The sequence below is a fragment of the Christiangramia sp. 3-2217-3z genome (assembly GCF_051195275.1).
Classification (GTDB): Bacteria; Bacteroidota; Bacteroidia; order Flavobacteriales; family Flavobacteriaceae; genus Christiangramia; species Christiangramia marina.
The window spans coordinates 392,810-405,641 of record NZ_JBNJLI010000001.1 but is presented as its reverse complement, the minus strand read 5'-3'; the positions used below and the strand labels follow the sequence as shown (position 1 = coordinate 405,641).

General features: G+C 38.1%; 10 protein-coding genes. 5 read left to right on the top strand and 5 right to left on the bottom strand.

Going from position 1 to position 12,832, the window contains the following annotated elements; genetic code table 11:
* Positions 1-4 precede the first annotated feature (4 nt).
* The gene (locus ACSHZO_RS01970) at positions 5-1,015 is read right to left on the bottom strand and encodes a 3-oxoacyl-ACP synthase III family protein (protein ID WP_298246413.1); all 1,011 of its coding nucleotides are present in this window, start codon (positions 1,013-1,015) and stop codon (positions 5-7) included.
* Positions 1,016-1,150: 135 nt separating this feature from the next.
* On the opposite strand from ACSHZO_RS01970, the gene ACSHZO_RS01965 reads away from it, so the two are divergent.
* A complete protein-coding gene (locus tag ACSHZO_RS01965; protein WP_298246412.1) occupies positions 1,151-3,607 on the top strand; it encodes a S9 family peptidase in 2,457 nt (818 codons plus the stop codon).
* A gap of 124 nt (positions 3,608-3,731) precedes the next feature.
* Here ACSHZO_RS01965 and ACSHZO_RS01960 read toward each other — a convergent pair whose 3' ends face one another.
* Positions 3,732-5,039, bottom strand: a complete 1,308-nt coding sequence (locus ACSHZO_RS01960) for an ABC1 kinase family protein (RefSeq protein WP_298246411.1) — start codon at positions 5,037-5,039, stop codon at positions 3,732-3,734.
* A gap of 10 nt (positions 5,040-5,049) precedes the next feature.
* The gene (locus ACSHZO_RS01955; protein WP_298246410.1) at positions 5,050-5,721 is read right to left on the bottom strand and encodes a TetR family transcriptional regulator C-terminal domain-containing protein; all 672 of its coding nucleotides are present in this window, start codon (positions 5,719-5,721) and stop codon (positions 5,050-5,052) included.
* Positions 5,722-5,932: 211 nt separating this feature from the next.
* On the opposite strand from ACSHZO_RS01955, the gene htpG reads away from it, so the two are divergent.
* On the top strand, positions 5,933-7,819 hold the full coding sequence (gene htpG, locus ACSHZO_RS01950) for a molecular chaperone HtpG (RefSeq protein WP_298246409.1): 1,887 nt from the start codon (positions 5,933-5,935) through the stop codon (positions 7,817-7,819).
* A 71-nt stretch (positions 7,820-7,890) separates the two neighbouring features.
* Complete coding sequence (locus tag ACSHZO_RS01945; protein WP_298246408.1) at positions 7,891-8,706, top strand: DUF6503 family protein; 816 nt, start codon at positions 7,891-7,893, stop codon at positions 8,704-8,706.
* 1 nt (position 8,707) lies between these two features.
* Here ACSHZO_RS01945 and ACSHZO_RS01940 read toward each other — a convergent pair whose 3' ends face one another.
* Complete coding sequence (locus tag ACSHZO_RS01940; RefSeq protein WP_298246407.1) at positions 8,708-10,939, bottom strand: response regulator; 2,232 nt, start codon at positions 10,937-10,939, stop codon at positions 8,708-8,710.
* Positions 10,940-11,086: 147 nt separating this feature from the next.
* On the opposite strand from ACSHZO_RS01940, the gene ACSHZO_RS01935 reads away from it, so the two are divergent.
* Positions 11,087-11,443, top strand: coding sequence for a DoxX family protein (locus ACSHZO_RS01935; protein WP_298246406.1), 357 nt, complete (start codon positions 11,087-11,089; stop codon positions 11,441-11,443).
* A 4-nt stretch (positions 11,444-11,447) separates the two neighbouring features.
* On the top strand, positions 11,448-12,026 hold the full coding sequence (locus ACSHZO_RS01930) for an alpha-ketoglutarate-dependent dioxygenase AlkB family protein (RefSeq protein WP_298246405.1): 579 nt from the start codon (positions 11,448-11,450) through the stop codon (positions 12,024-12,026).
* On the opposite strand, the gene ACSHZO_RS01925 is transcribed toward ACSHZO_RS01930, so the two are convergent.
* Positions 12,023-12,805: a S1/P1 nuclease gene (locus tag ACSHZO_RS01925; protein ID WP_298246404.1), complete on the bottom strand. Its 783-nt coding sequence runs from the start codon at positions 12,803-12,805 to the stop codon at positions 12,023-12,025. The two genes, ACSHZO_RS01930 and ACSHZO_RS01925, sit on opposite strands and share 4 nt — an antisense overlap.
* Positions 12,806-12,832: the final 27 nt, after the last annotated feature.

Sequence of the window (12,832 nt, the reverse complement as noted above, 5' to 3'; positions counted from 1 at the left end):
TTCACTACCATTTAATAATTGCACTTCCCCAGGTGAAGCCACTTCCAAAAGCAGCCAGCACCACGGTATCTCCTTGTTTTACTTTACCCTGTTCCCAGGCTTCAGTAAGAGCAATAGGAATAGAGGCCGCAGTGGTATTTCCATATTTCTGAATATTATTATAAACCTTGTCATCGGCGAGCTTAAATTTCTGCTGGACAAATTGAGATATCCTCAAATTCGCCTGGTGCGGGATAAGCATATCAATATCTGAAACTGAAAGTCCGTTTTCCTTAAGGCCTTCATTGATCACTTCTGAAAATCTCTGGATCGCATTTTTAAACACGAACTGCCCATTCATATAAGGATAGTAAGGAATATCATCTCCTTGTGGATTCTCTGCTATGATCTCTGGCACCCAATGGTTCGTGCTTGGTCCTTTTAGTGACAATTCAAGTGCATGTTTCCCTTCAGAATGTAAATGTGTGGAAAGAATTCCCTGCCCGTTGTGATCACTTCTCGTGAGTACGGCTGCTCCTGCCCCATCACCAAAAATAACTGAAACCGATCGCCCTCTGGTCGTAAAATCAAGACCACCACTATGATTTTCACTACCAATGACCAGTACGTTCTTATACATTCCCGTTTTGATGAATTGATCTGCTACTGAAACTGCATAAATAAAACCGCTACACTGGTTACGTACATCCAGGGCAGGACATGTATCTATTTCCAGCATTTCCTGAACCTGAACTCCACAACCAGGAAAATAGTAATCTGGACTTAGTGTTGCGAATACAATAAGATCTATATCGTCTTTTGTGATTCCTGCTCTTTCGATGGCAATTTTGGCAGCTTTCACTCCCATGCTTGCAGTAGTATTGCCATCTCCTTTCTTGATATGTCTTCTTTCCTTAATTCCTGTACGCTCGGTGATCCACTCATCGTTCGTATCCATCAGTTTCGAAAGATCATCGTTCGTGACAACATTTTCCGGTACATATTTTCCTAATCCTGCAATTTTTGTTTGATACATGGGTAAAAATTATGATATTAAAAATAATTCTTATTAAATTTAATGAATTTGCGAAAATTCCGACGCGCAATATAAGAAACATTAACACTACAATTAAGCTTGTAATCATTTAAATGCAAATCTAAAATTGATATTATGAACCGACTTTTGTTATGTCTGGCGGGATCCATTCTGTTCCTTAATGAAATGGCAGCTCAGGAAAACCTGGACTACCAGAAACCACCTCAGGAGATCCTTGAACTTATCGATGTTCCCCTGACACCTTCCACTCTTATAGATAGTGATGCAGAAATGATGATCTTCCTATACCGGGATCAATTTAAAAGTATAGCTGAACTAAGCGAAGAAGAATTACGCCTTGGTGGTTTGAGAATTAACCCCGTGACCAATATTAATAGCAGGGCACGTTATTACAATAATTTCAAAGTTAAATCTGTAAATGCAAAAGAACCGGTGCAGGTCAACGGACTTCCGGAAAACCCTCGACTTACAAATTTTTCCTGGTCGCCAGATGAAAGTATGATGGCATTTACTCATACTACAGATACAGGAGTGGAATTGTGGGTACTTGACATTAAAAATGCTGTTGCAAGAAAACTTACCGAGGCCAATCTTAATGCGAATATGCGCAGCACTGTAAACTGGTTTAGAGATAATTCTGCTATTCTGGTCACGACCCTTCCTGAAGACAGAAAAGCCCTGATCGATACCGAAACTTCGGTTCCCTCGGGTCCTACAATTTCGGTTAGTGATGGGAAAGAAGCCCAGAACAGAACTTATCAGGATCTACTGAAGAATCCTAATGATGAATATAATTTTGAACAATTAGCCAGATCTGAGATCATGAAAGTAAATTTGGATGGTACAGTTTCGTCATGGATGGCTCCTAAAATGTATTCAGACATCTCCTTTTCTCCAGATGGGGAATATGTGATGGTTACACATTTAAAAAAACCATTTTCCTACCTGGTTCCATACTACAGATTCCCTTCAGAAACCAACATTTACGATAAGAATGGGCAGCTAGTGAATATGATCAATGAGGTACCATTGATTGAAGATTTGCCAAAAGGTTTTATGGCAGAAAGAGAAGGCAAACGAGATTGGAGCTGGAGAAGTGATCGTCCTGCAACCTTAACGTATGTTGTGGCTCTTGATGGCGGAGATCCTGAAAAAGAAGTTGAATACCGAGATGAATATTTCCAACTTGAAGCGCCATTTAAAGGGGAGGGAAAATCACTCATTAAACTAAAGAATCGTGCAAGCGGAATCATCTGGGGCGATGATGATATTGCCTTAGCGAACGATTACTGGTGGAATACCAGGAATACGAAAACTTATGTTTTCGACCCATCTAATTCTTCCCAGAAGCCTGAAATCATTTTTGACAGAAATTATCAGGATGTATATAGCGATCCAGGTAGATTCGTAATGTCAAAAAACAAGTGGGGACGTTCTGTTCTCGAACTTGATAAAGATGAAGCTTTCCTGATGGGATCAGGTTTTACAGAGGATGGCCAATTTCCTTTTGTGGATAAAATCGATCTAAGTTCTGGTGAAACTGAACGCATGTACCAGTCTGAACTAAAAGATCAAAAAGAAAGCCTTGTGGAAGCCCTGGATATTGATCAAGGCAAGATCCTGGTTCGTATAGAGTCTTCTACCGAGTATCCTAATTACTTTATCAGAGATATAGATTCTAAGACTAAACTTACCCAGATCACCAATTTCAAGAATCCTTTTAAATCTTTGGAAGACGTTCACAAGGAAGTGATCACTTATAAGAGAGATGACGGTCTGGAACTAAATGCCACTCTTTATCTTCCTGCCGGTTATGATATGTCTAACCCGGAAAAACTCCCTATGTTCATGTGGGCATATCCAAGAGAATTCAAGGACAAAAATTCAGCTTCTCAGAACACTTCCAATGCTAACGATTTTACATATCCTTATTACGGATCGCCAGTATATTGGGTGAACAGAGGTTACGTAGTGCTTGATGATGCCTCGTTCCCAATTGTAGGAGAAGGTGATGAAGAACCAAATGATACTTTCAGAAAGCAATTGGTGGAAAATGCGAAAGCGGCTATAGATGCTGTTGATGAAAGAGGATTTGTGGATCGTGATCGGGTAGCCGTTGGAGGGCACAGTTATGGTGCATTCATGACTGCTAACCTTCTTTCTCATTCAGATTTGTTTGCTGCAGGAATCGCTCGAAGTGGTGCTTACAATCGTACCCTTACTCCATTTGGATTTCAAAGCGAAGAAAGAAATTACTGGGAAGCTCCGGAAATTTATAACACCATGTCACCTTTTATGCATGCAGAAAAAATGGATACTCCATTATTAATGATCCATGGGGAAGCAGACAATAACTCGGGAACTTATCCTATGCAGAGCGAACGTTACTTTAATGCACTTAAAGGACTAGGCGCAACTGCTAGATTGGTGATGTTGCCTAAGGAAAGTCATGGTTATAGCGCAAAGGAATCTATACTGCACGTATTATGGGAACAGGACCAATGGCTGGAAAAATATGTGAAGAATAGAGAAATCAGAGCTAATAACGAACAGCAGGAAGCTGGGAATTAATTTATTTTCCGCTTCGGAATAAAAAACCCCCGGGATAACCCGGGGGCTTTTTTTGTACCAAAAAAAGAAAGCGCAGCTGCTACCAACAACTACGCTCTCTTCAACCTAACCAATAAATCAACCATTAGAGGAGTCCTCTAAACTTATTAACCTCAACTTTAGCTTTGAGATCATGTAACAAATTATATAACCCGAAGAATGTTCTGCTCATATAAAGAAAATGCCTACTTCCTCTATTTCCATTCGTACGACGTAATTCTGGATCCTTAGAATATTTTTCACTTAGCTGGGAAAGATTATCCCAGAATTCTTTATCTGTAAAATCGAATACTTCAGATTGATACGGAGTTGAAAACATCACAAACATCTCGTAAAACATTTCAGAGAAAAACTTTCTCTCCTTATCTGTATCCTTTTGCTGAAGAATTTCCAGTTCCAATAATCTTCCGTGGAAATAATCTGAATTATCAAGATTATTGCGATCTGTCAATGAGAAATAAGGAGTATAAAAATCATCTGGAATTTGTTTGATACAACCAAAATCAATGGCGATCAGATTATTCTCAGAATCCACCATGAAATTTCCAGGATGTGGGTCTGCATGAACCATTTGTAATCCGTGGATCTGGAACATATAGAAATCCCAAAGCGCCTGTCCTACTTTATCTGCAAGTTCCTGTGACGTATTCTGTTTTGAAAATTCACTAAGATGCATTCCATTCATCCAGTCCATCGTAATGATCCTTTCACTGGAAAGATCTTCATAATACTTTGGAAATTTGATATTAGGAATGTGTGCAGCAGCCTTGGAAATGTGTTTACTTTGCTTCACTTCCAGAATATAATCTGTTTCTTCCAGAAGTTTTCCTTCAACTTCCTTAAAATACTTTTCAGAATCTTTTGCTGAAATATTGAACATCTTTAGAGCAATTGGTTTTACCATCGCAAGATCTGAACTGATACTATCTGCAACCCCCGGATATTGGATTTTCACAGCAAGTTTTTTCCCATCTTTTGTCGCCTTGTGTACCTGACCGATACTGGCAGCATTTACCGACTGGGTTGCAAAAGTATCATATAGTTCTTCCGGATATGCTCCGTTATATTTCTTAAATGTTTTTCTAACCAATGGTGCCGAAAGTGGCGGCACACTAAATTGTGCCAGACTAAACTTTTCTACGTAAGCACCGGGAAGTAAATTCTTCTCCATTGATAGCATTTGAGCTACCTTTAGAGCGCTTCCCTTTAGACTTTTGAGTCCGTCATAAATATCTGTAGCATTATCCTCATCCAGCTCATCACGAGTAAGTTCAGAATTAAATGCCTTTTTACCGTAATACTTGATGTAATTCCCACCAATTTTAACCCCGGTTTGAACCAGTTTACTGGTACGGCCTAATTTGCCTGTTGGAATTTTATCTATAGTTTTCATAATCTTTTAATTAGGCCATTCGTTCTTTCCATAAGAACTTTCCGAAATCTACCACACGTTCCAAAGGAGTATTATCGAATAGATCAAATACGGTATGTACAGATTTTTCGATTGCGACGTCTGTACTTTCAAAGGATGGCGAGTTGTCCTCCATCCAAAATTTTAGAAGGAATAAGAATTGAACCCATACTCCTTCGCTAAAAATACTTTCGCTCTGCTCAAATAGTTTAAATGACTTTTCACTATTACCGTCAGCTATCAATTCTTTAGCGAAACTGCGCATCTTCCTACGTAAACCTTTAAGTTGTTCCAGATTCTTCATTCGATCCTTATGCTCGCTAAGTGCGTAGAGTACGTAACTTCTGTTTGCAGTTAATACCTCGAAGAATGTATAGAAAAAAGTGAGCAGCTTTTCACGATTACTGAAGGAGTGATAATCTGGTGACTTCTCCATGACAGATAGGGTATTATCAAAAAACTTATCCCAGATCTTCTTTCTTAAACCATCAAAACTTCCGAAGAATTCATAAAACTCTTGTTCGGTTATATCATTTTCCTTCGCAAACTTATATACACTTCTTGGAGTACTTTCATTCACAAGTACATAATCCATGTAAATTGCTATTAGCTTGTCCTCACTTGGCTTCTTCTTCACCTTACTATTTCCTGTTCCCTTTGCCATAATATTAATTTCTTTTTCAAAGATACTACTTTGTTTAAGTATTTAGGTTATTCGATAAACAAAAATTTGTTAAAAGTTCTCATTCAGCTAAATACAATGGCTTAGACGTCTATTTCGAACTTTCATTACAGAAGGTGTCAGTTTGACAGCAAAGCATTATTGGTATTTTTTTTGAATCTCTCAAACCGAACAAAATTTTAAATCAAATTATATGGCAACCGGAAAAATAAATGTGTCTGTTGAAAACATATTTCCGCTTATTAAAAAGTTTTTATACAGTGATCATGAAATCTTTTTAAGGGAGCTGATCTCAAATGCAACCGATGCAACTTTAAAGTTAAAGCACCTTAGTAGTCTTGGAGAAGCTAATGTTGAATACGGCAATCCTACGATTGAAGTAAAAGTTAATGAGGAAAACAATACGCTGCATATTATTGATCAGGGTATTGGAATGACGAAAGAAGAGGTTAAGAAATATATCAATGAAGTTGCCTTTTCTGGAGCTGAAGAATTTCTTGATAAATACAAAGACTCAGCAAAAGACAGTGGAATTATAGGTCATTTTGGTCTTGGTTTCTATTCTGCTTTTATGGTAGCGAACAAAGTAGAGATCCTAACTAAGTCTCATAAAGATGAACCTGCGGCTCACTGGATATGTGAAGGTACTACAGAATTTACACTTGAAGATGCTGAAAAATCCACCCACGGAACTGAAGTGATCCTGCATATTAACGATGAGGATAAAGAATTTCTAAAAGAGAGCAGAATCCAGGAACTTTTGGTGAAGTATAATAAGTTTATGCCTATCCCAATTAAATTTGGTACCAGGGAAGAAACCCTACCTCTCCCTGAAGATGCTAAAGAGGATGCGAAGCCAGAAACAAAGACTGTTGATAATATCATCAACAATCCAAATCCTGCATGGACAAAGCAACCTACAGATCTAGGGGAAAAAGACTACAATGATTTCTATAAGGAATTGTATCCAATGCAATTCGAAGATCCATTATTTCATATCCACTTAAATGTAGACTATCCTTTTAACCTGACAGGAATTCTTTATTTCCCGAGAATGGCTCAGGATATGAACATTCAGAAGGATAAGATCCAGTTATACCAGAACCAGGTTTATGTAACCGATAATGTGGAAGGTATCGTACCGGAATTCCTTACAATGCTTCGTGGAGTGATCGATTCTCCAGATATTCCACTTAACGTGTCAAGATCTTATTTACAGGCTGATGGAGCTGTTAAGAAGATCTCGAGTTATATCACACGTAAAGTAGCGGACAAACTGAAAAGTTTATTCAACAGCAATCGTGAAGATTTTGAGAAAAAATGGAATGATATCAAGATCGTGATCGAATACGGAATGCTTTCCGAAGATAAATTCTTCGAAAAAGCTGATAAATTCGCGCTGTATCCAACTACGGATAATGAATTTTTCACTTTTGAAGAGTTGAAAGAAGCGATCAAGGATAATCAAACCGATAAGGATGATAAACTGGTTATTCTATATGCTTCTAATAAAGACGAGCAACATAGTTATATCCAGGCAGCTAAGGATAAAGGCTACAAAGTATTAATGCTGGATAGCCCTATCGTCTCTCACCTGCTTCAAAAGCTTGAAACAACTCATGAGAATATCTCATTCGTAAGAGTAGATGCAGATCACGTAGATAACCTTATCAAGACAGATGATGAGAAAATCTCAAAATTATCTGATGAAGAAAAGGAACAGCTTAAAGGAGATTTTGAAAAAGTAATTCCTGCGGAAAAGTATACAATCCAGATGGAAGCCATGGATAGCACTGCCGCGCCTTTGATCATTACACAACCGGAATTTATGCGTAGAATGAAAGAGATGCAGCAAACCGGTGGTGGCGGAATGTTTGGAATGGGTAATATGCCTGAAATGTATAACCTTGTGGTTAACACCAATCACGAGTTGATAAATACTATTCTAAACACCAAAACTGAGAAGAAACAGCAACGTTTGATCAAGCAATCGCTAGACCTTGCAAGATTATCTCAAAATCTTTTGAAAGGTGAAGAACTCACCGATTTTATTAAAAGAAGTTTCGATATGGTAAAGTAATCACTTTACTCTCGACTAACAAAGCCGCTGAATTACAGCGGCTTTTTTTATGAACCAGTAAATTAAATAACATGAAGAAAATCATTGCACTATTCTTAATTGCCAGCATCGTAAGCTGTAAGAATTCTTCCGAAGAAGAAAGAATCCCTGTTGAACCTGATAATGGTATTGGAGATGGCGCAGGACCTCCTCAGGTTCTAAGTTTTTTGGAAAATATCGAAGAGGCTCATAACAAAGCAGCCTTTAAAATGAAGGAAGCAGTTTCTTTCGATATTCAGCTCAATTTTGGAGGTTCAGAAAGACTTAAGGCAAAACTGGCTATGAATACGAACTCAAGTGGAATCAGAATCGAGAAAAATAATGGTTCTACCATAATTTTTGATGGTAGTAAGGTGGCCATATCACCGGATTCCAGTGCTACAGATGGCGCTCGTTTTGATATATTTACCTGGCAGTATTTCTTTGCTATGCCTTTTAAACTTACAGATCCAGGTACCGTTTGGGAAAAATCAAGTCAGCGCAAACTTGATAGCCTGGAATACCCATCCTCAAAACTAACTTTTAAGAGTAACACGGGAGATTCACCAGATGACTGGTATGTTGTATATCAGGACGATAAAAGCAAGTTGCTAAAGGCTGCGGCTTATATTGTGACCTTTGGCACAGATAAGTCTAAAGCTGAAGAAAATCCACATGCGATCATGTATAGTGATTATGATACAGTCGAAGATGTGAGTTTCGCCACTACCTGGAGTTTCCACAACTGGAATGAAAAAAGCGGATTAGGGGAAAAAATTGGAGAGGCTAAGATCTCGAATATACAGTTCTTTCAATCTGAAGAGAATTATTTTCAAATACCTGAAAACTCAAAAGAGGTTAAAAAATAAGCTAAACATTCTCTGGAATAGTAGACATGCTTAAATTCTTATAAATGATCTGGTAAAATTGCTGCACATCATATGGTTTTATAATGATGTCACTCATCCCTGCGGATTGGATCTCCTCACGAATTTCTTCTACCTCCACGGCCGTTAAAGCTACAATAGGCAGATATTTATTGAAGGTACGTATTTCACTGGTAGCTTCCAGTCCGCTAATACCAGGCATATTCACATCCATAAGTACAAGATCGTAATTAGATTCCCTGACCATTTCTATAGCTGTAGTACCATCGCCGGCAACCTCACATTCAAAATCCTTCTTCTCAAGAATTCTTTTGGTAACTACCTGATTGATTCTGTTATCATCAACGATCAGGATACGTTTTTTACCATGCAGAGCAAGTTGATCCAGATCATCCTCCATAACCGGAACTTCAGCTTTAGTATGATCAATTCCGAAGGCTATAGTAAAACTAAATGACGAACCTTCCCCTTCTTTAGTATCCAGTTTGATCTTAGAACCAAAGAGTTTCAGTAATTTTTTCACAATAGGTAAACCTAATCCAGTTCCCTGATAATTATAATTACTATTCTCTAATTGCGAGAATTCCTCAAAGATCATCTTCTTCTTACTTTCAGGTATCCCTGGACCATTATCCTCAATTACAAAATGAATCTTCGCGGAATCTGTATTTTCCTCCAGATGATTAATGCTGATTTTAATAAGGCCACGCTCGGTGAACTTCATAGCATTACCAACCAGATTCATAAGGACCTGCGACAAACGAACAGAATCGCCTATTAGGTATGATGGAATTTGATCGTCTATATCCAGATTGATCTCATTCTTATTCTGTACTCTCGTAAATTCAAAACTATTTACAATACTACTTAGAAGTTCCCTAATGTTGAACGATACACTCTCCAATTTAACTTCATTGCTTTCCATCTTATTCATTTGCAGAACATCGTTGATGAGGGCCAGAAGATAATCTGCAGAAAATTTTAATGATTTAAGATCAGTTTTGTGTTTTTTCAGCCTTTTATCTTCCAGTAGTAGCGAGGTAAGTCCAATTACTCCGTATAAAGGCGTTCGAATCTCGTGACTTACAGTACTGAAAAACCTGGTTTTCATTCTGGATAAATTTTCAGCCTGGTCACGTGCAGATTTATACTGCTTATTTTTCTTCTGAAGCTCAGAAATTAGATTTCGTCTATCACGGTTTATTTTGAAAAGAAACACTAATATAAAAACCAATACTACTGAAGAAATGACCATAATGATCACTTTTTCCTTAGAACGGTCTATCAATTCATCCTTGAGGCTCTGTTCCCTCTGGGCAATTTCAAGATCCTTTTCATACTCTGATAATTTGAATTTCGCATCAGCGATTTCCATCTCCCGAACTTTTTCATTCTCGAAAATAAGATCGTTGAATTCGGTAAACTTTCTTTGTGCATTGAAAGCTCCCTGATAATCACCCTCCTTTTCGAGAAACCCAGCATAATATTTATAGGCCTCAGCCGCTGTAATATACAGGCTGTCCTTTTCAGCTAACTGCAGTGACTTATCGTAATATACATGAGCAGAATCAAATGCCTTTTTGTGCGCATAATACCTTCCATGCAGCATATACATTTGAGATAACCAGGAATTGTAACGGGAATCGTTTTCCTGAACCTCATCCAGCATTAGTTCAAGTGCACGATCTAAATATGGAAATGCTTTGTCATATTGATTTGCATCAAGATAGGTCCATCCAATATTGGTAGTTGGCGCTATGAGCTCTTCCTTCATATTTAGCTCTTTTGCGAGCTTTATAGCTTTATTATAATAAGAGATCCCTTCATCCCTAAATGCTGGATTCTCAGATAGGGCATTCCCAAGATTATTATAGGAAGTTAAGATTATGGAGTCATTTCCAGTCTTTGCGGCATATTCCAGACCAAAGGTATAATTCTGCCGGGCACGTGCTAGATCTTTTGTATCAGAATATATATGTCCCAAGGAATGATAAGCTCGAGAAACATAAAGGTTATTCTCCTTTTCTTTTGCTAAAGTAACAAGATCGTAAGCTTTGTCTACCGCCTGCTGATACTGGTATTTTAAAATATCCTCATTGACTTTTTCAAGCAGAGTTTGAAGTGTATCTTTCGGTTTTTCACGGCTATGCTGCGCATAAGTAACGCTGAAGCATAAAAAAAACAAGAGAAAATAAACTGAAACGTTTGTTTTCAATTAAATTATATTAGTTTATCGATAGATTTTGGACGCTGAAATTACTCCATTTAAAGTACTTACACAACTAAAATTTTCAAAAAACGTCTAACTATTAACAATTTAGCTAAGCATTTATTTGCATTATCTTCACCAAAAATCTTAATTATGGAAAATCCGTGGCATCTTTATCTAATGTCCATTATGTACATTTTCGCAGGAATAATGCATTTTTTAAAACCTAAAATGTATATGCGCATTATGCCAAGATACCTGCCTGCCCACAAGCAGCTGGTTTTACTCAGTGGTCTCGCTGAAATCCTTCTTGGAATTGGATTATTATTTACTACAACACGAAACGCTTCCATCTATGGTATTGTGATCATGCTGCTTATTTTTTTACTGGTACACTTTTATATGCTGTCTTCAAAAAAAGCCGCAGCAAGAATTTCTCGCTGGATTTTAATTGCACGAATTCCCCTACAGTTTGTTCTTATCTGGTGGGCACTATTTTACCTGATCTAGGCTTATGGAAACTATAGAATTACAAGGTGCAAGTCTGCTCTATATTGCAGATTTTCTAAGTGATGAACAAGCGGATGAACTCTTTGAAAAATTGTTGCATTACGAGCGATGGAGGCAGGATCATATCAAAATGTTTGGCAAGGAGATACTTCAGCCAAGACTTACCGCTTTATTCAGTGATAATAACAACGCATACACCTACTCTGGTCTTACTATGCATCCGGAGCTATTTCCTACGTATTTAACAGTTATCAAGGAACGCTGTGAAAAGATTTGCGAAAAGTCTTTTAATGCCTGCCTGGCGAATCTCTATCGCGATGGTCAGGATAGTATGGGCTGGCATGCCGATGATGAAAAAGAGCTTGGAACCAATCCTGTAATTGCTTCAGTAAGTATTGGTGAGCCCCGCATGTTTCATCTAAAGCACCGAAAAGATAAAAACCTAACCTACAAAAAAAGGCTGCAACACGGCAGCCTTTTAGTAATGCGAGGTGAAACTCAGAAATTCTGGAAGCATCAATTGCCTAAAACAAAGAAGCAGATTGGACCCAGAATAAATCTCACGTTTCGAAAAATATATTAAGAGTAAATATCATTCAACACTTTTGCAAGTCTTAGTCCGCCTTTTTGCAACTGGGCCAATACCTGCGGCATATGATCATACATATATCTATATCCTAGCTTTTCACCATTCTCTACCCCGTCATATAGATCCTCTGCCATATCTCTCGATTCATAAACCCAGTCCAGTAATTTACCTTTCTGTATTGATGCCTTTTGTTTTTTGCTAAGCCTACCTGTGTTCATCGCTAATTCGGTATAGCTCATCTGGTAAAAATTGATCATCTCACTATCCCAAACCCTGTGAATGTTCGAACCATCATTGAACCATCGCACCTGAATATCGTTTCCTCCTTTATCTTCAGAATGTCCTGTATGGAATGGCTGATGCAGGTCTCCTACAAAGTGGACGAGCATTTTTAAATAAAACTGCTTCTCATCCCTGGAAGCCGACTTATCCTTTAATACTTTCACGCATTTTCTGATCGCATGCACCAGGTCACCATCTTCACTTGCTTCAGCTTCGATATAAGTATCCTGCTCTGGATCAATGTTTACATAGTGCCAGGGCCCATATTTTCTGTATGCAGCATCGCTTTTGATGTCATCTGCGTAATTAGCCACAAATGCCAGTCCATGGCCATCCAGTAGATCATTGATTGCCTTCTGGGCTTCTTTAGATAAGTGACTTTGCGCAATCTCTGCAGTTGCACGATGACCTGTTTTCCCCCAATCTGAATCAGCTGCCTGAGCTTTAGCACACATCAGGAAAACGGAAAAAAGAAATAATATTTTTTTCATAGTAGTAATTTAAAGAATCCAAATATA

Bases quoted from the DNA above. Each gene is read 5' to 3' on its own strand.
- ACSHZO_RS01970 (WP_298246413.1), bottom strand. From the start codon at position 1,015: ATGTATCAAACAAAAATTGCAGGATTAGGAAAATATGTACCGGAAAAT.
- ACSHZO_RS01965 (WP_298246412.1), top strand. From the start codon at position 1,151: ATGAACCGACTTTTGTTATGTCTGGCGGGATCCATTCTGTTCCTTAAT.
- ACSHZO_RS01960 (WP_298246411.1), bottom strand. From the start codon at position 5,039: ATGAAAACTATAGATAAAATTCCAACAGGCAAATTAGGCCGTACCAGT.
- ACSHZO_RS01955 (WP_298246410.1), bottom strand. From the start codon at position 5,721: ATGGCAAAGGGAACAGGAAATAGTAAGGTGAAGAAGAAGCCAAGTGAG.
- htpG (WP_298246409.1), top strand. From the start codon at position 5,933: ATGGCAACCGGAAAAATAAATGTGTCTGTTGAAAACATATTTCCGCTT.
- ACSHZO_RS01945 (WP_298246408.1), top strand. From the start codon at position 7,891: ATGAAGAAAATCATTGCACTATTCTTAATTGCCAGCATCGTAAGCTGT.
- ACSHZO_RS01935 (WP_298246406.1), top strand. From the start codon at position 11,087: ATGGAAAATCCGTGGCATCTTTATCTAATGTCCATTATGTACATTTTC.
- ACSHZO_RS01930 (WP_298246405.1), top strand. From the start codon at position 11,448: ATGGAAACTATAGAATTACAAGGTGCAAGTCTGCTCTATATTGCAGAT.
- ACSHZO_RS01925 (WP_298246404.1), bottom strand. From the start codon at position 12,805: ATGAAAAAAATATTATTTCTTTTTTCCGTTTTCCTGATGTGTGCTAAA.